Source organism: gamma proteobacterium symbiont of Scutellera amethystina, from assembly GCF_059730845.1.
This window is the reverse complement of record NZ_AP035935.1, coordinates 3,875,990-3,899,166: the sequence shown is the minus strand read 5'-3', so window position 1 is coordinate 3,899,166 and position 23,177 is coordinate 3,875,990. Positions and strand designations below refer to the sequence as shown.

Below are 23,177 nucleotides of genomic sequence, written 5' to 3'. Positions count from 1 at the left end.
CTCCATCAGTGCGGCCTGCTGTGTGAGGTTGCTCGCCACCCGGCAGCAACCGCCGCAACCATAAGTTTATGCGATATCACAAACCCCAAAACCAGGAGTGCACCTAATTTGGCTTAACTGCTATCTTTTTTACAGTATTTGCAAACACTTGCAGCAATCAATAACAAATGTAAACAACTGAAAGGATGGTGGCGGGATGAGGATACATAACGGTGTGCGCCAGTTCGGCTGGGCGCTGTTAATGAGTTTTACCGTGGTGCAGGGGGCGCAGGCAGCGCCAGCCAGCGCACCGCCGGTGTCATATGGCGTCGACAGCGACACCTTTCACCCGGTGAAAGCACAGCACGGGATGGTTGCGTCAGTGGACGCCATGGCAACCCGGGTGGGCGTCGATATCCTCAAACAGGGGGGTAACGCGGTAGATGCAGCGATTGCGGTGGGCTTTGCGCTGGCGGTCACTCACCCGCAGGCGGGCAACCTGGGCGGTGGCGGCTTTATGCTGCTGCGCACCGCTGCCGGCCGCACCACCGCCATTGATTTCCGCGAGATGGCGCCGGCGCGTGCCTCGCGCGATATGTTCCTGGATAAGCAGGGCAATGCGGATAGTAAGTTATCACTCACTTCTCATCTGGCTTCGGGCACGCCGGGAACCGTAGCCGGTTTTGCCCTGGCGGCGCAGAAGTACGGCACGCTGCCGCTCAGCACGCTGCTGGCGCCGGCGATCAAACTGGCGCGCGAGGGCATCATCGTTAACGATGCGCTGGCTGACGATCTCGCTACCTACGGTAAAGAGAATCTGATCAACCACGACAACAGTCGCGCCATTTTCTACAAAGCCGACGGTCAGCCTTACCAGAAGGGCGATCGCCTGGTGCAGAAAAACCTCGCGCACAGCCTGCAGCTGATTGCCCAGCAGGGGCCGGATGCGTTCTACAAAGGCAAAATTGCCGATGAGATCGCTGCCGAAATGGCGCAGCACGGCGGATTGATTGGCAAGGCGGATCTGGCGGCCTACCGCGCAGTGGAACGCAAGCCGGTAAGCGGCAGCTACCGTGGCTACGAGGTGTTCTCAATGCCGCCACCGTCGTCCGGCGGCATTCATATTGTGCAGATCCTCAATATCCTGGAAAACTTCGACCTGGCGAAATGGGGCTTCGGCAGCGCGGACGCGATGCAGGTTATGGCCGAAGCGGAAAAATATGCCTACGCCGACCGCTCCGAGTATCTCGGCGATCCCGACTTCGTTAAGGTGCCGCAGCAGGCGCTGACCAGCAAAGCCTACGCCAAAACGCTGGCCCAGCAGATTGATGTCAACAAGGCGCGCCCCTCAGCCGACATCAAGCCCGGCAAGCTGGCACCGTACGAGAGCAATCAAACCACTCACTTCTCGGTGGTGGATAAAGACGGCAACGCGGTGGCGGTGACCTACACGCTGAATACCTACTTTGGCAGCGGCGTGGTGGCCGGTAACAGCGGCATTCTGATGAACAATGAAATGGATGATTTCTCCGCCAAGCCGGGCACGCCAAACGTCTATGGCCTGGTGGGCGGTGAGGCGAACGCGATTCAGCCGGCCAAACGTCCGCTGTCATCGATGTCGCCAACCATTGTGGCGAAAGACGGTAAAACCTGGCTGGTGACCGGCAGCCCGGGCGGCAGTCGGATTATCACTACCGTGCTGCAAATGGTGGTGAACAGTATCGATTTCGGCATGAACGTGGCGGAAGCCACCAATGCGCCGCGCTTCCATCATCAGTGGCTGCCGGATCAGCTGCGCGTCGAGAAGGGCTTCAGCCCGGATACGCTGCGTCTGCTGGAAGCAAAAGGTCAGCATGTCAAAGTGCTGCCGGCGATGGGCAGCACGCAGAGCATCATGATTGGCCCGGACGGCATGCGCTACGGCGCATCCGACCCGCGCTCGGTGGATGATTTGAGCGCCGGGTATTAACGTCGCGCAATAAATTGCGCCGCTACCTCACCGTGCACCGGCCGGTAGCGGCGCGATTCATCGCGCATTCCCTTTCAGACGCGCCATGTAGTGCGTATCGATCATCTGGCCGTCGCGGACCGCGAAACCTCTGGCGGTACCTTCAATCTCAAAACCAAACTGCTGATACAAACCCATGGCCTGGTAATTATCCGCAAACACTGTCAGTTCAATCCGCGTGACCTGCAGCCAGTTGTCACACAGATCCACCATCGCCGCCATCAGCGCTTTACCCACGCCGCGCCGATGGAATGCCGGATCAACGCCCATGCCGATAGTGGCGCAGTGACGGCGGCGTGCCACCGCCATAACCTCCAGCGTCAGCTGACCGACAACCAGCCCGTCAATACAGGCCACCAGCATGGTGACATGGGGACGGGGATTCGCGAGCCGCTCCTGCCAGAGTGACGGTGACTGATACGGCAGATGCAGCGTGCCCGCCTGGGTTTCCGGCTGGCTATAGATACGCGTCAGAACGGCGGCATCTTCGGGCGTTGCGTGACGAACAGTAACCTGACTCATAAAGCAGCTCCTTGCACTCAGATAGTGAAATCCCCTTTAACATCAGGGAATTCGCGCGCAACGTCAACGGTAAAAAAATCGGGAAAGGGCTTTACAGACGAGAATGATAATGATTATTATTGTCAACGCGAATCCGGCTGCGTCTCCTGACAAACCGGGTAAGCACGACATTGCTCACATTGCTTCCAGTGTTTCTTAGCCAGCTCGGGTGCTGGCTTTTTTTTTGCCTGTGCCTCAGCCGAACCCCGTCCTCAGCACTTTATCCCTCTTCTCCTTCCGTGGCCGCAACGGCATAACATGACAAAAAAATGATAAACTCAGCGTATCTCTGACCTCAGGCGCACACGATGAAGAAGAAAAGACCGGTATTACAGGATGTTGCCGATCGCGTCGGCATCACAAAAATGACCGTCAGCCGCTACCTGCGGAACCCCGATCAGGTCTCTGCCGCGCTGCGCGATAAAATCGCCGTGGCGCTGGATGAACTCGGCTATATCCCCAACCGTGCGCCCGACATGCTCTCTAACGCCACCAGCCGCGCGATTGGCGTGTTGCTGCCCTCGCTCACCAACCAGGTATTTGCCGACGTGCTGCGCGGCATTGAAACCGTGACCGATGAAGCGGGCTATCAGACGCTGGTGGCGCACTTCGGCTATAACCCGCACAAAGAGGAGCTGCAGCTGCGTTCGCTGCTGGGCTGGAACATTGATGGCGTGATCCTTACCGAACGTTCCCACACGCCGGGCACGCTGCGCATGCTGGAAGTGGCGGGCATTCCGGTGATCGAAATGATGGATTGCGTCACGCCGTGCCTTGATATGGCCGTGGGCTTCGACAACGTCGAGGCGGCGCGGCAGATGACGCATGCTATCCTCAGGAAAGGCCATCGTCACACCGTCTATCTGGGCGCGCGCCTCGATGAGCGTACGCTGCAAAAGCAGCAGGGCTACGAACAGGCGATGCGCGAAGCCGGGCTGACGCCACACAGCGTCATGATGGAAGATGCCTCCTCCTTCAGCGCCGGTGCCCAGCTGCTGCGCGAGGCGCAGAAGCGCTATCCGCACACTGACAGCCTGTTCTGTACCAATGATGACCTGGCGGTAGGCGCGATGTTTGAATGCCAGCGCCAGGGGTTGCGCGTGCCGGAGCAGATGGCGATCGCCGGCTTTCACGGCCACGACATTACCCAGGTGGTCAATCCGCGGCTGGCTACGGTGCTGACGCCACGCGAACGCATGGGGCGTGAATCAGCCGCCATGCTGCTGGCGCGGATTGGCGGCGATCGCAGCGTGACCGCGCCGCTGGATGTCGGTTTTGAGATTGCCGAAGGTGGCAGCATCTGATTTTGGCGATTTTTTGAGTCAGTTCACACTTTCGTGCTTTTCCGCCTGACAAGGGTTGCCAGCGTCTGAGCGCGCTCGGACAATGGCAATCAAAATTGTTATCGGTAACATTGGCAGCACCAACTGCCGGAGCGCAAAACCATGACCACGCCATCTCCATCGCACCACGTCTTTATCCTGATGGGTGTTTCCGGCAGCGGAAAGTCTGCCGTCGCCAATCAGGTGTCTCATCAGCTCAGCACCGCGTTTCTGGATGGTGATTTCCTGCATCCGCGCAGCAACATCACCAAAATGGCGGAAGGCCATCCGCTGAACGACGACGATCGCCAGCCGTGGCTGCAGGCGCTGAATGATGCGGCGTTCGCGATGCAGCGCACCCAGGCGATCTCGATTATCGTCTGTTCGGCACTGAAGAAGTCCTATCGCGACATCCTGCGTCAGGGCAATCACAACCTGAAATTCATCTATCTGAAGGGCGATTTTGCCACCATTGAGTCTCGTCTCAAGGCGCGCAAAGGCCACTTCTTCAAACCGCAGATGCTGGTAACACAGTTTGAAACCCTGCAGGAACCGGGTGCCGACGAGCCGGATGTGCTGGTTGTCGATATCAATCACTCACTGGATGAGGTAGTTGCGGCCACGGTTGCGACCATCGAGGGCGCAATCAACAAGGGCTAGTCATGAGTACCGCAACGCTGGTGTTAACCGCAGCAGGCTCTGTCCTGCTGCTGCTGTTTTTGGTGATGAAAGCGCGTATGCACGCCTTTGTCGCTCTGATGTTAGTGTCGATGGGTGCCGGTCTGTTCTCCGGTATGCCGCTGGATAAAATTGCTGAGACCATGCAAAAAGGCATGGGCGGCACGCTCGGCTTTCTCGCCATTGTGGTGGCGCTGGGCGCCATGTTCGGCAAAATTCTGCATGAAACCGGTGCGGTCGATCAGATCGCCATTCGTATGCTGAAAACCTTTGGCGAGCGGCGCGCGCACTATGCGATGGGCATTGCCGGGCTGATTTGTGCGCTGCCGCTGTTCTTTGAAGTGGCCGTGGTGTTGTTGATCAGCATCGCCTTCGCTGTGGCACGCCGCACCCACGATAATCTGGTCAAGCTGGTGATCCCGCTGTTTGCCGGTGTCGCCGCCGCGGCTGCCTTTTTGCTGCCCGGACCGGCACCAATGCTGCTGGCGGCGCAGATGCACGCTGACTTTGGCTGGATGATCCTGCTGGGGCTGTGCGCCGCGATCCCCGGCATGCTGATTGCCGGTCCGCTGTTCGGCAACCTGATTGCGCGCCATGTGACGTTCAGCGCGCCGCCGGAAGATCATCAGCCGGACGTCAGCGAGGGCCAGCTGCCGTCGTTTGGCTTTAGCCTGTCGCTGATTCTGTTCCCGCTGCTGCTGGTCGGGCTGAAAACCATCGGCGCGCGCTTTACCACACCGGATTCACGTCTGTATGCGTGGCTGGAGTTTATCGGCCATCCGTTTACCGCCATCCTGCTGGCGCTGCTGGTAGCGATTTACGGCCTGGCTTACCGTCAGGGCATGGATAAAGAGAAGGTGATGCAGGTATGCGGCAGCGCGCTGCAGCCGGCGGGGATTATTCTGCTGGTGATTGGTGCGGGCGGTGTGTTCAAGCAGGTGCTGGTGGATTCCGGCGTTGGCCCGGTGCTGGGCCACGCGCTGACCGGTGCCGGCATGCCGATTGCGCTGGCCTGTTTTATTCTCTCCGGCGCGATTCGGGTGATTCAGGGCTCGGCCACGGTGGCCTGTTTAACCACCGTCGGGCTGGTGATGCCGGTGATTGAACCGTTGCATTACAGCGGTGCGCAGCTGGCGGCGCTGTCGATCTGCATCGGCGGCGGCTCGATTATTATCAGCCACGTCAACGATGCCGGTTTCTGGCTGTTCGGCCGCTTCACCGGTGCCACCGAAGGCGAGACGCTGAAGACCTGGACGCTGATGGAGACGATTCTCGGCACCACCGGCGCTATCGTCGGGATGATAGCGTTTAGTTTGTTGTCGTAAATTGCCTGGTGCGCATGAATGCGCACCCTACAACGGCCGGTCGGTTTTACAGGGTCGCCATTCATGGCGACCTTAAAATTAATCCACCTCGCGCTCATCGTCCGGCTGGTCCAGCACGGTGTACGCCACCGCGCAGAACAGCGAATTCAGGCGCTTCATATCTCCCAGCAAACCTAAATGCAGCGAACTGGTTTCGATGCTTTGCACATTCTGCCGGTGCAGGCGCTCGACGTGGGCGTGGGAATAACGGCGAATCAGGATGCGGAAACGGTGCTTGGCACGGCGCAGGCGCTTCGCGCTGCTGACGTCGTGCGACAGAAACACCGACAGGCTCAGGCGCAGGTTGCTTAACACCTGCTCCTGCAGCGAATTCAGCTCCTCCAGCCCTTCCGGCGAAAATGCCCGGCGCGCCTGCAGCGATTTGTCCGCCACGTCGGCGCTCATGCGCTCGATAATGTCGCCTGCCTGCTCCAGATTCAGCGCCATCTCAATCACCTCGGCCCAGCGGCGTGAATCCTCTTCCGCCAGATCCTCCTTCGGCATGCGCGCCAGATAGAGCTTAATGGCGGTGTACAGCACATCCACATCATCATCCAGCCGCCGCACTGCGCGCTCCTCGCGCAGTTCGCCCATCACCACCTTGTTGAAGCTCTCCAGCATCTGCTCCACCACATCGCCAATGCGCAGCGTCTCCCGCGCCGCGTTGGCCAGCGCCAGCGCCGGGGTATCCAGCGCGCTGCTGTCGAGGTGTTTAGGTTTGAGATGGGTCTGGTTTTCCGCATCGTCGGCGATCATGCGGCGGCACAGGCGCGCCATCGGTTCGGCAAACGGCACCATCACCAGACAGCGCACCAGGTTGTAGAACACGTGGAAGAAGATCACCATCTCTTCATCGTTAACCGGCAGCTTATCCAGCAGGTCGGCGATGTAATCGACAAACGGCAAAATAACGATGCTGCCAATCAGCTTGAACAACAGGCTGCCGAGCGCCACCCGCTTGCCGGCAGCATTCGATCCGCTGGCGTTGATCATTGCCAGCAAGCCGCTGCCGAGGTTAGCGCCAATCACCAGACACAGCGCCACTTTGAACGAGATAACGCCGGTGGCGGTCAGCGTGGCGGTAATCAGCACCGCAGCCAGGCTGGAGTAGCTGATGATGGCGAATACCGCGCCAATTAGCGCATCCAGCATGATATCGCCGGTCAGCGTGGAGAACAGCACCTGCACGCCGGCGGCCTGGGTAATGGGTTTGGCGGCGGCGACAATCAGCTGCAGCGCCAGCAGAATCAGCCCGAGGCCGATGGCCGCGCGTCCGATCTGACCGGCGCGCGTCTGTTTGCGGCTGAGGAAAAATACCACGCCAAAAAAGATAAACAGCGGCGACAGCCAGGAGAGATCGAAGGTCAGGATGCGCGCCATGATGGCGGTACCGACGTCGGCTCCCAGCACCACCACCAGCGCGGGCGTCAGGCTGACCAGATTCTGCGCCACAAACGAGGTGACTAATAACGTGGTGGCGTTACTGCTCTGCACCAGCGCGGTAACGCCAATCCCGGCAAGAAACGCCATCGGTTTTTTTTCCACGCTGCGGCTTAACACGCGACGCAGATCGGCACCGTACACGCGCATCACGCCGGTGCGGACAATGTGGGTGCCCCATACCAGCAGGGCGACGGCGGAGAGAAGGTTAAGCAGGGTTAGCACGAATAAAGGCTCCTATGCGCCAGGCAGAAAACAGGCGGCTGCCTGCCTGGCGATAAGCACAGCCGATAAATACCTGCGTCGCGCTGCGTTGCCAATTTTTCGTTTAATTTAAGCGACCTGGCGCAACGTCGACATCTCTAACTGTAGTCCAATCTGCATGCCGGCGGGGTGTAAATCTGCCACGCTGCGGTTGAGCACATCCACCGACAACTCGACCTGATTCGCCAGCACGCGATAGCGGATCACGTTCCCGAGCAGGCTATGGCTGAGAATGGTGGCCGCGATGCCTGCCTGCGGTGCGCACAGCTGGATGGATTCCGGACGAATCGCCACCTGGCTGCTGAACGGCTGACCGGTCAGCTGCGTTGCCTGTTCGGCACTCAGCAGGTTGTAGTTGCCAATAAAGCCCGCGGCGAACAGATCCACCGGCTGGGTATAGAGCGTTTCCGCGTTGCCGTTTTGCACAATGCGACCGCGATTCATCAGCACAATACGGTCCGACAGCGTCAGCGCCTCTTCCTGATCGTGGGTGACAAAAATGGTGGTCAGCTTCAGCTCCTGCTGAATGTGGCGAATCTGCTCGCGCAGATGGCGGCGAATGCGGGCGTCCAGCGCCGACAGCGGTTCATCCAGCAGCAGCAGACGCGGCCGCGTCACCAGCGAACGTGCCAGCGCCACGCGCTGACACTGGCCGCCCGACAGCTGGTGCGGATAGCGGCGCGCGAAGTCGGTCAGCTCCACCAGCGCCAGCGCTTCCATCACGCGTTGCTGAATCTCACCGGCGGCCAGTTTCTGCATCTTCAGGCCAAACGCGACGTTCTTCTCCACCGTCATATTGGGAAACAGCGCATAGCTCTGGAACACCATGCCAATGGTGCGCTTTTGTGGCGGCAGCGGCACCAGATCCTGGCCCTGCAGCAGAATGGTGCCGCTGTCGACATCGGTCAGGCCGGCGATGCAGCGCAGCAGCGTTGACTTGCCGCAGCCGCTCGGGCCGAGCAGGGTGACAAACTCACCTTCGTCGGCGCTGAAATCGATGTTTTCAAAAATGGTGGTCGGGCCGTAGCTTTTATTCAGTTGGGTAACGTTCAGGTAACTCATGGTCAGCCTCGTTCAGGATTGAGGGCATTGGCCAGCCAGGTGACCAGCAGGACAACCGCAAAATAAGAGATCACCAGCGCGCTGGTGAAATGCCCGCTGCCGTTGCGCATGTTGTAGAGATAAACCTGCAGCGTTTCATAGCGGGTGCCGACCAGCAGGTTAGCAAAGACAAACTCACCAATCAGAAAGGAGAAGGAGAGCAGCACGGCAATGAACACCCCTTTGCGCAGATTTGGCAGCACCACAAACAGGGCTGCCTGCCAGGTGCTGGCGCCCAGCAGATGAGCCGCGTCAATCAGCTCTTTCAGGTTGATGGCCTGCATGTTGTTGGCAATGGCGCGGTAGATAAACGGCAACGCAATGGTGAAGTAACAGCCGATGAGAATCCATGGCGTGCCGGTCAGCATCAGCGGGCCTGAGGAGTAGAGCTGCAGCAGCCCGACCGACGAGACCACCGGCGGCACGGCAAACGGCATCAGAATCAGCACGTTCATCACCGCGTCCAGTTTTGGATAGTAGTAAGCGATTACAAACATCGCAGGCAGCACCAGCAGAAGGGAGAACAGCAGCGCACCCACGCAGATCAGCAGTGAATGACCGAGCGCGGTGAGGAAGCGCGGATCGCTCCACAACTGCGTCAGCCACTTCAGGGTAAAGCCCTGCGGCAGAATGGTATCGCTCCACTCACTGGAGATGCCGTACAGCAGCGTCGCCAGCAGCGGTGCGGCGAGCACGATCAGCAGCAGCCAGACAATCAGGCGATGGTAGAGTTTTTCGACGCGAGACATGTCAGGACTCCTGTACGCGGGCATGCAGATAGCTACGACGCACCAGATACTGCTGCACCACGGTAATCAGCGCCATAATCAGCACCAGCAGCATCGCCAGCGCGCCGCCGGTATTGGGATCGAGCGAGATATCGCCTGACACCAGCGCGGCGATGCGCACCGGCACCACGTTGAAGTTGCCGGTGGTCAGCGCATAAATGGTGGCGTAGGCGCCCAGCGCGTTGGCCAGCAAAATTACAAAGGTGCCGAGCAGTGCCGGAAACAGAATCGGCAGGCCGATGTGCCACCAGTAGCGCCAGCGGCTGGCACCGAGCAGTGCCGCCGACTCTTCCCAGTCTTTCCGCAGCCCGTCAAACGCCGGGTAGAGCAGCAGAATACCGAGCGGAATCTGGAACCAGGTGTAAACCAGCACCATGCCGTCGCGCGAAAACAGCTTAAAGCTGTCCAGCCAGCCGTAGTGGCGCAGCAGCAGCGTCAGGCAGCCGTTCAGTCCGAGCAGGATGACAAAGGCGAAGGCCAGCGGCACGCCGGCGAAGTTGCTGGTCATATTGGTGAACGACAGCAAAAAGCGCTGAAAACGCCCGGTGCCGAGCTTGTGCAGCGAATAACCGGCAAGCAGCGCGATCAGCAGACCGTAAACGCTCGACCACAGTGAAATATCCAGCGACAGGCGAAAGGCCTGCAGGTAGAACGGTGAAGTGAGGATATCGCTGTAGTTATCGATGCCCCAGCGCTCATTGATATCGCTCCAGAAGCTGTTGATGGCAATCCACAGCAGCGGCGCGAGCTGGAAGGCGATCCAGAACAGCACGAACGGCAGCAGCAACAGCGAGGCCAGGGTTTTGCCCTTCATCAGCGCGGCTCCGCCAGCAGACCACGACACAGCGGTTTGTCGTGCGGGACGCCGAGCAGGGTGCAGACGGTGCCGCACAGGTCGGTTTGCTGCGGTTCAAGGTCGGGCTGCAGCGAGAAGCCGCGGCCAAAAACAAACAGCGGCACCTGCGTCTCTTCCGGCAGAATACCGCCGTGCGAGCGATCGTCGTTCATGCCGTGATCGGCGGTGACAATCACCTGATAACCGGCGGCCAGCCAGCCGGGCATCCACTGCGACAGATAGCCATCCGCCATTCGTGCCCGGTTACGGTACTGCGGTGATGACAGGCTGTGCTTGTGCCCGGCATCGTCGATGTTCATTGGGTGAATCAGCAGGAAATCGGGATCGTGCTGCAGGCGCAGGCTTTCGGCATCCTCAAACAGATGCGAGTCGGGGTAACCGTCGTCCCAGTAGAAATGGCCGTACTGGATCGGCAGGTCGGGCGCGTTAGTGTGGCGATCGCGCGCGGCGTTGAACGGCGAGCGGTTATACAGTTCGCTCACCCAGTGATAAGCGGCAGCGGCGGTAGTGAGTCCGGCGTCGCGCGCGTAGTGGAAGATACTGCGCTGATTGCTCAGGCGATTGACGCCGTTGTGAATGATGCCGCTGCGCACCGGCGGAATGCCGGTCAGAATGCATTCGTACAGCGGACGCGACAGCGACGGCAGTTCGCAGGTCAGCGTGTAATAGTGGCCGTTGCCCTGTTTGCATTCGGCAAACAGATAGCCCATGGCGTGCTGCGCCACCTGATTACTCAGCCCATCGAGTACCACCAGGATTGTTTTCATCCCCGCTCCCTCAGGTGCGCATGAATGCGCACCCAGTAAAAATTGGTGATAGGTACCGGCGCAATGTATTGCGCATTGCCGGAAAACGGATGCGCGATACATCGCGCCGCTACGGTATGTGCGACTGGCAGAACGTCTGCGTTACTGCTTCATGTTAATAACCACATTCTCCTGCCATAGGCGCGGCAGCAGTTTTGAGGTCTTATCCCAGGCAGCCTGATCTTTGATCGGACGGGCATTTTTATATTCCGACTGCGGCAGCAGTTTGGCCTGCACGTCTGCCGGCAGCGTTAAATGCTCGGCGCGAATCGGGCGCGCATAGCCTTTCGCCAGGTTGATCTGGCCCTCATCCGACAGAATGTATTCACGCGCCAGCTTCGCCGCGTTCGGGTGGCGGGCGTATTTGTTGATAATGGTGGTGTAGCCAGAAGTCACGGACCCGTCCGACGGAATCACCACTTCGTAGCGATTTTTATCAATCTGGTCGCGGTAGTTCAGACCGTTGAAGTCCCACACCACGGCGACCTGAATCTCACCTTTTTCGATGTTGGCGATTACCGGGTCGGTCACGCCAAGGCGGCCCTGTTTCGCCAGCTCGCCAAAGAACGCCAGCGCCGGCTTGATGTTCTTCTCGTCACCGCCCAGCGCATAGCTGGCGGCGAGGACGCCGTTTGCCGCCTGAGCAGCCGTGCCGACGTCGCCGATAGTGACCACATACTTACCTTTTTTCAGATCGGCCCAGCTGTGCGGTGCGTCTTTCACCTGCTGCTTGTCGATCAGGAAAGCGATGGTGCCGGTGTAGGCCAGCATCCAGTTGCCATCGGCGTCTTTCGCCCATGCCGGAATCTGATCCCAGTGCGTCGGTTTGTAGGGTTGCGCCACGCCTTTGGCGACGGCAATCGGACCGAAAGCGGCGCCCACGTCGCCGATATCGGCGCTGGCGTTATCCTGCTCGGCGGCAAACTTCGCCAGCTCCTGCGCCGAAGACATATCGGTATCGCTGTGCTTCAGACCGTATTTGGTGCTGAGATCGTTCCAGGTATCTTTCCAGTTAGCCCAGGTGTCAGGCATACCGACGCTGTTCACCTGGCCTTCAGCGCGCGCGGCTTTTTCCAGCGCGGCAACATCGTTATCGGCGGCATGCGCGGCGGGCAGCGCAAGCAGAACGGCACTGGCTACTACAGAAGAGATAAACGCTTTCATCTCGATTGCTCCGGGTGTAAGTTGTGGGTCGTCGTGGTCTAGTCCAGCAAGAACCGAGCCAATGTAGCCCGGATAGATGAAGGTTTTATGACCGGGGTGTTGAAATGGGATGTGGCGCGTCGTTCCACATGCGGTTACAGCGCGCTAAAGCGTGGGATGTGCCTTGTCACATTGTAGTCATCGAACTGTCATAGTGCAGATTTGCCCCAAAATGAGGCTGAAAAAAATGTCGTCGAAAACCGCAGATGTGATCGCCGCCGCACTATGCGAACGGATTGAAAACGGAGAGTTTGTCACCAGACGATTGCCGGCCGAGCGCGCGTTGAGCGAACAATATTCCACCACGCGCATCACGCTGCGTGAAGCGCTTGGCCTGTTGGAAGCGCAGGGCGTCATCTACCGCGAACTGCGGCGCGGCTGGTTTATTGCGCCGCCGCGCCTCATCTATAACCCGGCACATCACAGCCACTTTCACGCCATGGCGCTGCAGCAGGGGCGCATTGCCAGCACTGAGGTGATGGAGGCGCGCGAGGTGCCGGCGCAGCTGGCAATTGCGCGTCATCTGCAACTGCTGGAAGGCGATCAGGTGTACCGCATTCGCCGCCTGCGCCGCATAGATGGCCGCGCAGTGCTGTACGTCGAGCATTACCTCAATCCGGCCTTCTTTCCCGGTCTGCTGCGTGAAGATCTCACCCGCTCGCTGACCGATCTGTATGACCAGCGCTACGGCATTCACTACGGCGGCGCACGGTTTACCATTGTGCCCGGTCCGCTTCCGGCGCGGGCGGCGCCCGCACTGAACGTGGCGAGCGGTACGCCCGGCCTGCTGATTACGCGTATCAACCGTGACCAGTATAAGCGGGTGATTGACTGCGACTGCGAGTACTGGCGTTATGACGCGCTGTGCGTTGATGTTGAGGTGTGATGTATTGTGATTTAGATCACATTACAGCATGATAGCGCCAGAAGAATCTCGTCATCTGAGGCGCAAAATAATGACAACAAAACCAGCGGCGGGGCAGCTTATTGCTTCGGTATTACAGTGGGTACTGAACATTGGCCTGGTGATTCTGGCCGTTATTCTGGTGGTGTTTCTCGGTAAAGAGACCATTCACCTGGCGAATGTGCTGTTCAGCACCGGTGAGCAGGCGTCCTCATATCTGCTGATCGAAGGCATTGTGATCTACTTTCTCTATTTCGAGTTTATCGCGCTGATTGTGAAGTACTTTCAGTCCGGCTATCACTTTCCGCTGCGCTACTTCGTCTATATCGGGATCACGGCGATTATTCGTCTGATCATTGTCGACCATAAAAATCCTTTCGATACGTTGTGCTACTCGGCGGCCATTTTGATTCTGGTGGTGACGCTGTGGCTGGCCAACAGTAACCGCCTGAAACGTGAGTAACTCCTCCCGCGACGCCAGCGTGGCACAAGCAGATGTGTCACGCTGAGCGCGGTGCGCTACACTAGGGCAACTTTTTTACCGGAGATGTCCTGATGTCGCATGACGCGCTGCGCCAGTTACGCGCACTGCACTGGCTGCCAGCCTCTTCCCCGTTACTTTCACCGCCGCTGCTTGACTGGCTGCTGGAAGAAGACTCAATGACGCGCCGCTTTGAGCAGCACTGCCAGCAGGTTACCGTACAACTGTTGCGGGAAGCGTTCATTACCGCCGATGAGATGCCGCAGGAAGCGGCGTTTCTGCCTGCCGACACGCGCTTCTGGCTGCGTGAAATCGTGCTGTGCGGTGACAATGAACCCTGGCTGATTGGCCGTACCGTGGTGCCGGAGAGCACGCTGAACGGTCCGGAACAGATGCTGCAAAATCTCGGCACGCGACCGCTGGGACGCTACCTGTTTTCCTCCTCGACGCTGAGCCGCGATTTTATCGATCCGGGCCAGATTGATGACCTGTGGGGACGCCGCTCGCGGCTGCGCCTGTCCGGCAAACCGCTGCTGTTAACTGAACTGTTTTTACCGGCGTCGCCGCTGTACCGCGCGCTGAAGCAAGGATAACGCCCCGTGCAAAAGACTTTAACCATGAGCAAATGGCAGGCCTATAGTCGCCTGATGCGTATTGATAAACCGATTGGCACGCTGCTCCTGCTGTGGCCGACACTGTGGGCGCTGTGGCTGTCCGGCATGGCGATTCCGCCGCTGTCGGTGCTGGTGGTGTTCGTACTTGGCGTGTTTGCGATGCGTGCGGCGGGCTGCGTGATCAACGATTATGCCGACCGTAACGTCGACGGCCACGTGAAACGCACCGCCGCGCGACCGTTAGCCAGCGGCGCGGTAACGGAGAAAGAGGCGAAACTGCTGTTCGCCGGCCTCGGTCTGCTGGCGTTCCTGCTGGTGCTGACCATGAACCGCATGACCATTCTGCTGTCATTTGGCGGGCTGGCGCTGGCGTGGGTTTATCCCTTTATGAAACGCTATACCCATCTGCCGCAGGTGGTGCTGGGCGCGGCGTTTGGCTGGGCGATTCCGATGGGCTGGGCGGCGGTTAGTGAGTCCTTACCCTTTGTCTGCTGGCTGGTGTTTCTTGCCAATATTTGCTGGACGGTGGCTTATGACACCCAGTACGCCATGGTTGACCGCGACGACGATCTGAAGATTGGCGTGAAATCGACGGCGATTCTGTTCGGGCGTTACGACAAGCTGATTATCGGGCTGTTACAGCTGGCCGCGCTGGGCCTGATGGCGCTGGTGGGCATTTTACTGCATCTGAACGGTGCGTTTTACTGGTCGCTGCTGCTGGCGGGCGGGCTGTTTGTGCATCAGCAGAAGCTGATCGCCGGGCGTGAACGTGAGCTGTGCTTCCAGGCATTCCTCAACAACAACTACGTTGGCCTGGTGCTGTTTATTGGCGTGCTGCTCAATACCCAGCCGTTTGTTGCGCTGTTCTGATGACGGGGTGATTAACCCCGGCGGCGCGCCGGTCGTCGCAGTGGGAAGCGCGTTCTTTCCGCGTCTGAATTCTGACAACGAAAACCGCGGCGCAATCTGGCGTGTTACAGATGCGCCGCGATTTTCAGTCGCCCATTAGTCGTGCGCCACGGCACTCTCAATGGTCAGACGGACATCGCTGGTGACCAGTTCGGCCAGCATCTGCCACATCATATTGGTACGTTCAGCATCCGCATCACCGGAATCACTGATATAGCCTTCATCACGCAGCGACAGCACCAGCGCGGTAAAGACCGCCTTATCAAAGAACTCCGGCGCATTGATACCGTGCAGCACTGATAGACGCTGAGCCAGCGTGCGGCTCTCTTTCTCCAGCGTGCCACGGTTAATGGTCGGCTTGGCGCTGAGAATGGCGAAGGTAATGGCAAAACGCTGCAGCGTTTCACGAATCCCGGCCGCCAGCAGCTGCAGCGTACGGTAACGTGCCGCACTCATTTTCAGCTGGCCTTCCTGTACGGTGATCAGCCCCTGCCGCGCCATTTCGGCGCAGAGCGCATTCAGCAGGGCCGGCAGCTCGGCACTGTCCCAGCGCAGGAACAGTTCGCTCTTCAGCATCGGATAGACCAGGCTGACCTGACGCAGCAGTTCCGCCTCGCTGATCTCCCGATGCTGCTGCACGATAGCGGCAATCAGCGACGGCATCACCAGCATATGGTGGATGTTGTTGCGATAGTAGGTCATCAGCACCGCCTGCTCGCGCGGCAGAATGATGATCTCGCCAATACTGTCCTGCTCGGTCTCGAACTTGTTCATGCCCATGGCGTGATCGAGCAGCGCTTCAGCGCTGAGATCCGGCACGGTTGACTCGGGTGAATACGGCACATTGCGCAGCAGCTGGGTATAGCACTCCAGCTGTTCCGTCAGCTGTTCACGCGTCAGCGAGCGCTGGCGCGATGCCAGCAGCGCGGTCACGCACAGGTTCATGGCGTTAGCCGCGCCGGCTTCGTTGATGCGTACCATCAGACGTGCCGCGATATCGTTCACTACCGGCGTCATCCACGCCGGACGCTGAGGATCGATAGGGTCAATCGCGTCGCGCCACTCCGGAACCTGTTTGTTGAGATAGTTAACCAGCGACAGCGGCTCACCGAAGTTCACATAGCCCTGGCCGAGGTTACGCAGCTTGCGCAGGCCGCGCACCATCTGCATGAAGCCCTCTTTCTCTTTCGCGGCACCGCGCAGCTCTTTGGCATAAGTGCCGACTTCCATCACGTGCTCATAACCGATGTAGATCGGCACAAAGGTGATAGGACGGCTGCCGCCGCGCAGCAGCGCCTGTAACGTCATCGACAGCGTGCCGGTTTTCGGGTCGAGCAGACGGCCAGTGCGTGAGCGCCCGCCTTCAACAAAATACTCAACCGAATAGCCGCGGCTGAACAGCTCGCCCAGATACTCGCGGAACACCGTGGAGTAGAGCTTGTTGCCTTTAAAGGTACGACGAATAAAGAAGGCACCGAGGCGACGGAAAATCGGTCCGGCTGGCCAGAAGTTGAGATTGATACCGGCAGCAATGTGCGGCGGCACCAGGCCCTGATGATAAAGCACGTAGGACAGCAGCAGATAATCCATGTGGCTGCGGTGGCAGGGCACGTAAACAATTTCGTGACCATCCTGCGCCAGCTGGCGCACGCGTTCGCCGCCGTGCACGTTAATGCCCTGATAGAGCCGACTCCACAGCCAGCCCATCACACGGTCAGTCACGCGGATCGCTTCGTACGAGAAATCCGCCGCCACTTCTTCCATCATTTCGATGGCGTTCTGCTGCGCTTTTTCATGCGAAATTTTCTTGCTGCGCGCTTCGTCTTCAACCGCTTTCTCAATCGCTTTGGATTGCAGCAGCTTGTTGAACAGATCCTGGCGTGCCGGCAGACGCGGGCCGACGGCTGCCAGCCGCTGGCGGGCAAAATGAATGCGCGCGACACGTGCCAGTTTCTGCGCGATCGACTGATCGGTACCGTGTTCGGTGGCCATCTGACGCAGCGAAACCGTGGGCGAGAAACGGACAAAGCTGTCGCGACCGTGCCACAGGATGGCAAAGAACTTCTGTATGCCGTTAAGAATACGCAGATGTGGCGTCGGTTCGCCCTGAATTTCACGGCCTGGCGCACGGCCAAACATCACGGAAACCGGCAGCATCTGTACGTCCAGCGCCGCATTGTTGCGGTGCAGATCGAGGTAGTCATGGAACAGCTTGACCGACTCCGGGTTCGCCACGAAATAGGGGAAGACGCGTGGCCCATCGTGAATAAATACGTGGCGCGGCAGCAGGGTGCCGTCAATCTCCAGCGGCGCCAGCGGATCCGGCAGATCGTGCTTCAGGCACTGTGCGCGTAGCGTGAGCAGGTCCGCCTTTGAATCATAAGGCAAAACATACATCACCGGACGGGTCGGATCGATACCGTGTTCCGAGATCGGATCGGTCGGAATGACCTTACTTTTTACCAAAATAGAGAGTGGTAAATTCAACAATTTGTAATAGAGTTTACGCCAACCTGACATAGACAACTTGAAGCCTCTTGTTAGCAAAGCGCGGCAAGCATACCAGAAAGTGCGGCGAAGATCTGTGGCTGTGCCACCTCGCGCGCCCAGACATTGACGTCAAAAACAGTTAAGGGTTCCACAACATGGCAAATAACGTCACCGGTTTCCTGAGAATCATTAAAGCCGCCGGTTATTCCTGGCAGGGGCTGCGTGCCGCCTGGCAGCATGAAGCCGCTTTTCGCCAGGAAGCGATTGCCGCACTGGTCGCGGTTGCCATCGCCTGCTGGCTGGATGTCGATGCCATCACGCGTGTGTTGCTGATTGGCTCGGTGGTGCTGATAGTCATTGTTGAGATCCTTAATAGTGCCATCGAAGCCGTGGTGGACCGTATCGGTCAGGAGCGCCATCCGCTGGCGGGACGCGCCAAAGACATGGGCTCGGCGGCGGTACTGCTGGCTATCTTACTGGCTCTGTTTGTCTGGATCGCGCTGCTTTGGTCGCATTTGCGATAAACATTCCACATTCATCAAGCCGCTGATTTTTCCCTCTGTTTCGGTTTTCATTTCGCCAATACCTGTATATACTCACAGCGACTGTATAAACAACCAGGGGGCGGGATGAAAGCGTTAACCAGCAGGCAGCAACAGGTCTATGACCTGATTCGCGACCATATTAATCAGACCGGCATGCCGCCAACGCGTGCTGAAATTGCTTCGCAACTGGGCTTCCGCTCGCCTAACGCTGCTGAAGAGCACCTGAAAGCGCTGGCGCGTAAAGGTGTCATTGAAATCGTCTCCGGTGCATCGCGCGGTATCCGCCTGCTGATGGAAGAAGAGGCGAGTGAAGGGCTGCCACTGATCGGTCGCGTCGCCGCCGGTGAACCGCTGCTGGCGCAGGAACATATTGAAGCCCACTATCAGGTCGACGCCAACCTGTTCAAACCCTCTGCCGATTTCCTGCTGCGCGTCAGCGGTATGTCGATGAAAGATATCGGCATTATGGACGGCGATCTGCTCGCGGTGCATAAAACGCAGGAAGTGCGCAATGGCCAGGTGGTGGTTGCGCGTATTGATGATGAAGTCACGGTGAAACGCTGGAAGAAGCAGGGCGCGATTGTCCAGCTGCTGCCGGAAAACAATGATTTCCAGCCGATTGTTGTGGATACCCGTGAACAGTCGCTAACCGTGGAAGGGCTGGCCGTTGGCATCGTGCGCAACGGCGAGTGGCTCTGAAACCCGGTTGATCTCCCCCGCTGCGGCGGCGCTCGCGCGCTGGCCGCAGTCTGCTTTAATCATACTTTTGTTCCCGGCCCGTAAGGCGCTCGCTCAGGCCGACTACCGTAACCCTCGGGATGGGGCTGATGCAGCTATTTTCCTCTTCTGATAAAACGCTGTGGCGACTGGCGTTGCCAATGATCCTCTCCAATATCACTGTGCCGCTGCTCGGCGTGGTCGATACCGCCGTGATTGGCCATCTTGATAGCCCGATCTACCTCGGCGGCGTGGCCGTAGGCACCACGGCAACCAGCTTCATCTTTATGCTGCTGCTGTTTCTGCGTATGAGCACCACCGGTTTAACCGCGCAGGCGTTCGGGGCCGGCGATAAACAGGCACTGGCGCGCGCACTGATGCAGCCGCTGTTGATCGCTCTTGCCGTCGGGTTGCTGCTGGCGCTGCTGCGTTCTCCTGCCAGTAGCCTGGCGGCAACGCTGATGGGCGGCAGCGCGGAAGTCCAGCAGCAGGCGCAGATCTTCATTGAAATCCGCTGGCTGAGCGCACCGGCTACGCTGGCTAACCTGGTGATTCTCGGCTGGCTGCTGGGCGTGCAGTATGCGCGTGCGCCGATGGTTCTGCTGATTGTCGGAAACCTGGTCAACATCCTGCTCGATCTGCTGCTGGTGCTGAAATTGCACTGGGGCGTTGCCGGTGCCGCCGCCGCCACGGCGCTGGCCGAATACGTGACGCTGGCAGTGGGATTATGGATGGTGGCGCGTGTGCTGAAACTGCGCGGCATCGATTTCAAACTACTGAAAAACAGCTGGCGCGGTGACGCGGCGCGGTTATTTCGCCTTAATCGCGACATCATGCTGCGCTCGCTCATGCTGCAGATCTGCTTCGCCTCGCTGACCCTGCTGGGTGCACGCATCGGACCGGATGTGGTCGCGGTTAATGCGGTGCTGTTGATGTTCCTGACGTTTACTGCCTATGCGCTGGACGGCTTTGCTTACGCGGTGGAAGCCTGCTCGGGTGAAGCGGTAGGGGCAAAAGATCGCAGCCGGCTGCTGCTGATCTGGCATGCCGCCTGTCGTCAGGCGGGTATCGTTGCGCTGCTGTTTGCGCTTATTTATGCGCTCAGCGGCCCGCACATTGTTGCGCTGCTTACCTCGCTGCAGCCGTTGCGTGAGATGGCCGATCGCTTTCTGCTGTGGCAGGTAATTTTACCGCTGATCGGCGTCTGGTGTTATCTGCTGGACGGTATGTTCATCGGCGCGACACGCGGCCGCGAAATGCGTAACAGCATGATCATGGCCGCAGCCGGTTTTGGCATCACTTTACTAACGCTGCCGTGGTTAGGGAATCACGGTTTATGGCTGGCGATCACGGTGTTTCTGGCGCTGCGCGGCCTGACGCTGGGATGGATGTGGCGCCGCCACTGGCAGCGTGACAGCTGGTTTAGTCAGCCATAAGCGCAGCGCAGGCACCAGAATAATCTGTAATTCCGTGCACAATCCGAAGCGGCTACTATAATTATCTCAAACGGCGCAGATAAGTAGCGCGTTATATGGTTATTTCCGGCATTACATGAGAAATAAACCATCTCACTCAGGAAGACGTGGAGGATTGTTATGAACAAAGACGAAGCGAGCGGAAACTGGAAGCAGTTTAAAGGGAAGTTTAAAGAGAAATGGGGCAAGTTGACCGATGACGATTTGACCGTGATCGAAGGGAAACGCGATCAGCTGGTGGGTAAAATCCAGGAACGTTACGGTTACGCCAAAGATGAAGCTGAACGTGAATTGAAAGACTGGGAAAGTCAAAACAAAGATTACCGCTGGTAAGTCTCCCGCTTTAAGGATGATGCTCCTACCCGCTGATCGTTACGATCGGCCTGGCACACGGACGTGCCAGTTACCCTTTACGCACCTTCTTCTTACTTTCCACTTCATGATCGTGCTGACAGCTACCCGGCTGTGTGCAGGCCGCCACTTCGGCACAGTTTTCACACAGGCCGTGCGCCTCAATAACGCTATGACGTAAGGTAAAACCCGCCTGATCGGCCAACCCGGCGATGATCTTTTCCACGCCGTGCGCGTGCTTCTCACTGACGGCGGCACAGTTGTCGCACACCAGCATCACCGATGTGTGCGCCGGCTCGTCGAAATGGTGGCACACCACATAACTGTTATTTGACTCCACCCGATGAATAAACCCCTGCTCCAGCAGGAAATCCAGCGCGCGATAAATAGTCGGTGGTTTCGCCTGGGGTTCACTGATGCGCAGCTGGTCCAGCAAATCGTAAGCGCTAATGGAACCGTTCTGCTCCGCCATCAGGCGCAGCACTTCTGCGCGCTGCGTAGTGAGGCGCACGCCACGGTCAAGGCACAGAGATTCAGCCTGCGTGAGCAGTTGTTCGGGCGTGAGGTTTGGCATAAGCATTCTCCAGGTGATGGGTGATGTTATTTTATCACACAAACTTTTACGCTGCTGCCATTGCTTTTTTACCTTATATCATCCAGGAAATGTCTGGCTTTCAGCCACTTATCTGCCGCGTTGGCCCTTGGTACGTCCTTCTGTTAAGCCATGCTTTTCCTTCCCGAGTTTTTTCTCACAGGTTAACCCATCTTTTTGCTTTGCAACTCACTGACTTAGTGGCTATGGTTCAAAAGGTTTTAAGTAATTTCTGGCATCAATTTAGCTGACGTTCATATTTCTGCATAAAACAACAGCAGAATGGTGCGGGCGTGACCAATTCTGCGAATAGCAATGCTAATTCCTTTCAATTCACAGCAATAAAGCGTTAGCCAGCGTTCAGAATAGGGCTAATAAACTATTCCGTCGTAGAGACAGTCCACGACAATTAAAAGGTGATGGCAGACTCATGGTGAAGACATTATTCAGACGCAAGAAAATTGCTTATGTTGTTGGTTTTAATGCGGTATTTGTTACCTCATCAGCATTTGCTGCTGGCACCTGGTACGATGCGCGTAACGATGCCATGGGGGGAACCGGTGTCGCTTCCTCAACCTGGAGCTCGGCAGTGCTGGCTAACCCGGCATTGATGACCAAAGCGCAGCCTGAAGATAACGTCAGCATCATTTTTCCTTCAGCAGGTGTGCAGATTACTGACAAAGACAAATTAGTGGATCGCGTAGACGAAATTACTGATACGGTGGACCGCTATCGTGACGTGATCAACAACATCACGCTGCCGGAGATCATCAATGGCGCGCCTCAGGTCAGAGCCGCGGCAGGTGATATGGCCAATCAGCTGCGCGATCTGCGCGGTGATAAAGCGAATGGCACCGCAGGCGTGGCGTTAGCCGTCAGCATTCCCAACGAGACCCTTCCTTTCGCCTTCATCACCAAAGCCTACGGCACGGCGCACATCCGCGCTAACGTCGTACAGAGCGATATTGATTATCTGGATCAGGTCGCAAATGGCCGCATTCCTTTGCCGGGCGACCAAAATAATCTGCGATCCAGCGCCAACGGCTTGGCTGCGCTGATCACCGATTACGGTGTCGCAATGGCACATGAGTTCACCATCGCCGGTCACCCAGTCTCCGTTGGCGTCACGCCGAAGCTGCAGAAAACCTGGCTGTATAACTACACCGCCAGCGTTTATAACTACGACAAGAATGATATTAACGACAGCCGCTATCGCAGCACCGATACCGGTTTCAACGTCGATGCCGGTATCGCTACCGACTTCGCGGAGAACTGGACCTTCGGCGTGACCGGGCAGAACCTGGTCTCGCGCGATATCGACACCAAAGAGGTTAACGGCTATCGCGATACGTATCAGATTCGCCCACTGGTAACCACCGGACTGGCGTGGAATCGCGGACCCTTTACTCTGACCGGCGATGTCGATCTGACCGAAACCAAACGTTTTAAATCGCAGGAGAGCAGTCAGTACGCTGGCGTGGGTGGTGAATATCGCGTGCTGGACTGGCTGGCGCTGCGTGCCGGCTATCGCGCGGATATGAAGTCGAATGACACCGATGTGTTTACGGCCGGTCTCGGCGTGTCGCCGTTCAACAACGCGGTGCATCTGGACCTGGCCGGTTCGGTCGGCAAAGACAATACCTGGGGGGCCATGGTGCAGCTCGGGTTTAACTTCTGACCACACGATGACGGGCGGCTGTGTCGCCCGTCACAGCTGTGATATCATTGC

23 protein-coding genes are annotated in these 23,177 nt (G+C 58.1%); 14 read left to right on the top strand and 9 right to left on the bottom strand.

The window, feature by feature from the left end; all coding sequences use genetic code 11:
* Positions 1-196: 196 nt before the first annotated feature.
* A complete protein-coding gene (gene ggt, locus AC6I79_RS18480) occupies positions 197-1,948 on the top strand; it encodes a gamma-glutamyltransferase (protein WP_159377391.1) in 1,752 nt (583 codons plus the stop codon).
* Between the two features lie 57 nt (positions 1,949-2,005).
* Here ggt and AC6I79_RS18475 read toward each other — a convergent pair whose 3' ends face one another.
* Positions 2,006-2,509 (bottom strand): GNAT family N-acetyltransferase, encoded by a 504-nt coding sequence (locus tag AC6I79_RS18475; protein ID WP_159377390.1) that lies wholly within the window; start codon positions 2,507-2,509, stop codon positions 2,006-2,008.
* A 347-nt stretch (positions 2,510-2,856) separates the two neighbouring features.
* On the opposite strand from AC6I79_RS18475, the gene gntR reads away from it, so the two are divergent.
* The 3 genes from gntR (at position 2,857) to gntU (ending at position 5,873) form a co-directional block, all read left to right on the top strand.
* On the top strand, positions 2,857-3,852 hold the full coding sequence (gntR, locus tag AC6I79_RS18470) for a gluconate operon transcriptional repressor GntR (protein ID WP_021507996.1): 996 nt from the start codon (positions 2,857-2,859) through the stop codon (positions 3,850-3,852).
* 141 nt (positions 3,853-3,993) lie between these two features.
* A complete protein-coding gene (gene gntK, locus AC6I79_RS18465) occupies positions 3,994-4,530 on the top strand; it encodes a gluconokinase (protein ID WP_010615889.1) in 537 nt (178 codons plus the stop codon).
* A 2-nt stretch (positions 4,531-4,532) separates the two neighbouring features.
* Positions 4,533-5,873, top strand: coding sequence for a gluconate transporter (gene gntU / locus AC6I79_RS18460; RefSeq protein WP_021507994.1), 1,341 nt, complete (start codon positions 4,533-4,535; stop codon positions 5,871-5,873).
* A gap of 78 nt (positions 5,874-5,951) precedes the next feature.
* Here the strand turns inward: gntU and AC6I79_RS18455 are convergent, their stop codons facing one another.
* The 6 genes from AC6I79_RS18455 to AC6I79_RS18430 all read right to left on the bottom strand — a co-directional run bounded on the left by AC6I79_RS18455 (position 5,952) and on the right by AC6I79_RS18430 (position 12,331).
* Entirely contained in the window at positions 5,952-7,577 is a 1,626-nt protein-coding gene (locus tag AC6I79_RS18455) for a Na/Pi cotransporter family protein (RefSeq protein ID WP_058757573.1), read from the bottom strand.
* A 108-nt stretch (positions 7,578-7,685) separates the two neighbouring features.
* Complete coding sequence (locus AC6I79_RS18450; protein WP_058770007.1) at positions 7,686-8,678, bottom strand: ABC transporter ATP-binding protein; 993 nt, start codon at positions 8,676-8,678, stop codon at positions 7,686-7,688.
* 2 nt (positions 8,679-8,680) lie between these two features.
* The gene (locus tag AC6I79_RS18445; RefSeq protein ID WP_058757571.1) at positions 8,681-9,466 is read right to left on the bottom strand and encodes an ABC transporter permease; all 786 of its coding nucleotides are present in this window, start codon (positions 9,464-9,466) and stop codon (positions 8,681-8,683) included.
* A gap of 1 nt (position 9,467) precedes the next feature.
* Complete coding sequence (locus AC6I79_RS18440) at positions 9,468-10,319, bottom strand: ABC transporter permease (RefSeq protein ID WP_021507865.1); 852 nt, start codon at positions 10,317-10,319, stop codon at positions 9,468-9,470.
* Positions 10,319-11,128 (bottom strand): alkaline phosphatase family protein, encoded by an 810-nt coding sequence (locus AC6I79_RS18435; protein ID WP_058770008.1) that lies wholly within the window; start codon positions 11,126-11,128, stop codon positions 10,319-10,321. Before AC6I79_RS18435 ends, AC6I79_RS18440 begins: the two co-directional genes overlap by 1 nt.
* 141 nt (positions 11,129-11,269) lie before the next feature.
* A complete protein-coding gene (locus tag AC6I79_RS18430; protein ID WP_058770009.1) occupies positions 11,270-12,331 on the bottom strand; it encodes an ABC transporter substrate-binding protein in 1,062 nt (353 codons plus the stop codon).
* A 226-nt stretch (positions 12,332-12,557) separates the two neighbouring features.
* Between AC6I79_RS18430 and AC6I79_RS18425 the strand changes: the two genes are divergently transcribed.
* From AC6I79_RS18425 to ubiA, 4 genes are all read left to right on the top strand, one after another.
* Positions 12,558-13,256 carry a UTRA domain-containing protein gene (locus tag AC6I79_RS18425; protein WP_159377389.1) on the top strand — a complete coding sequence of 233 codons (699 nt, stop codon included), beginning with the start codon at positions 12,558-12,560 and terminating at the stop codon, positions 13,254-13,256.
* A 70-nt stretch (positions 13,257-13,326) separates the two neighbouring features.
* On the top strand, positions 13,327-13,737 hold the full coding sequence (gene psiE / locus AC6I79_RS18420; RefSeq protein WP_010616618.1) for a phosphate-starvation-inducible protein PsiE: 411 nt from the start codon (positions 13,327-13,329) through the stop codon (positions 13,735-13,737).
* Between the two features lie 92 nt (positions 13,738-13,829).
* Positions 13,830-14,348: a chorismate lyase gene (gene ubiC, locus AC6I79_RS18415; RefSeq protein ID WP_010616617.1), complete on the top strand. Its 519-nt coding sequence runs from the start codon at positions 13,830-13,832 to the stop codon at positions 14,346-14,348.
* A 24-nt stretch (positions 14,349-14,372) separates the two neighbouring features.
* The gene (gene ubiA, locus AC6I79_RS18410; protein WP_201449146.1) at positions 14,373-15,239 is read left to right on the top strand and encodes a 4-hydroxybenzoate octaprenyltransferase; all 867 of its coding nucleotides are present in this window, start codon (positions 14,373-14,375) and stop codon (positions 15,237-15,239) included.
* Positions 15,240-15,374: 135 nt separating this feature from the next.
* Here ubiA and plsB read toward each other — a convergent pair whose 3' ends face one another.
* Positions 15,375-17,798 (bottom strand): glycerol-3-phosphate 1-O-acyltransferase PlsB, encoded by a 2,424-nt coding sequence (plsB, locus tag AC6I79_RS18405; RefSeq protein WP_031279763.1) that lies wholly within the window; start codon positions 17,796-17,798, stop codon positions 15,375-15,377.
* 125 nt (positions 17,799-17,923) lie between these two features.
* On the opposite strand from plsB, the gene AC6I79_RS18400 reads away from it, so the two are divergent.
* The 4 genes from AC6I79_RS18400 (at position 17,924) to AC6I79_RS18385 (ending at position 20,838) form a co-directional block, all read left to right on the top strand.
* Positions 17,924-18,292, top strand: coding sequence for a diacylglycerol kinase (locus tag AC6I79_RS18400; RefSeq protein WP_058770012.1), 369 nt, complete (start codon positions 17,924-17,926; stop codon positions 18,290-18,292).
* A 105-nt stretch (positions 18,293-18,397) separates the two neighbouring features.
* A complete protein-coding gene (gene lexA, locus AC6I79_RS18395; protein WP_031279762.1) occupies positions 18,398-19,012 on the top strand; it encodes a transcriptional repressor LexA in 615 nt (204 codons plus the stop codon).
* Between the two features lie 128 nt (positions 19,013-19,140).
* Entirely contained in the window at positions 19,141-20,466 is a 1,326-nt protein-coding gene (dinF, locus tag AC6I79_RS18390) for an MATE family efflux transporter DinF (protein ID WP_159377387.1), read from the top strand.
* A 159-nt stretch (positions 20,467-20,625) separates the two neighbouring features.
* Positions 20,626-20,838 (top strand): CsbD family protein, encoded by a 213-nt coding sequence (locus AC6I79_RS18385; protein ID WP_021507857.1) that lies wholly within the window; start codon positions 20,626-20,628, stop codon positions 20,836-20,838.
* A 70-nt stretch (positions 20,839-20,908) separates the two neighbouring features.
* Here the strand turns inward: AC6I79_RS18385 and zur are convergent, their stop codons facing one another.
* On the bottom strand, positions 20,909-21,430 hold the full coding sequence (gene zur, locus AC6I79_RS18380; RefSeq protein WP_088515725.1) for a zinc uptake transcriptional repressor Zur: 522 nt from the start codon (positions 21,428-21,430) through the stop codon (positions 20,909-20,911).
* Between the two features lie 23 nt (positions 21,431-21,453).
* Here zur and AC6I79_RS18375 point away from each other — a divergent pair, with 23 nt between their 5' ends.
* Positions 21,454-21,699: a hypothetical protein gene (locus AC6I79_RS18375; protein WP_159377386.1), complete on the top strand. Its 246-nt coding sequence runs from the start codon at positions 21,454-21,456 to the stop codon at positions 21,697-21,699.
* A gap of 179 nt (positions 21,700-21,878) precedes the next feature.
* Entirely contained in the window at positions 21,879-23,126 is a 1,248-nt protein-coding gene (locus AC6I79_RS18370) for a conjugal transfer protein TraF (protein ID WP_058780893.1), read from the top strand.
* Positions 23,127-23,177 lie beyond the last annotated feature (51 nt).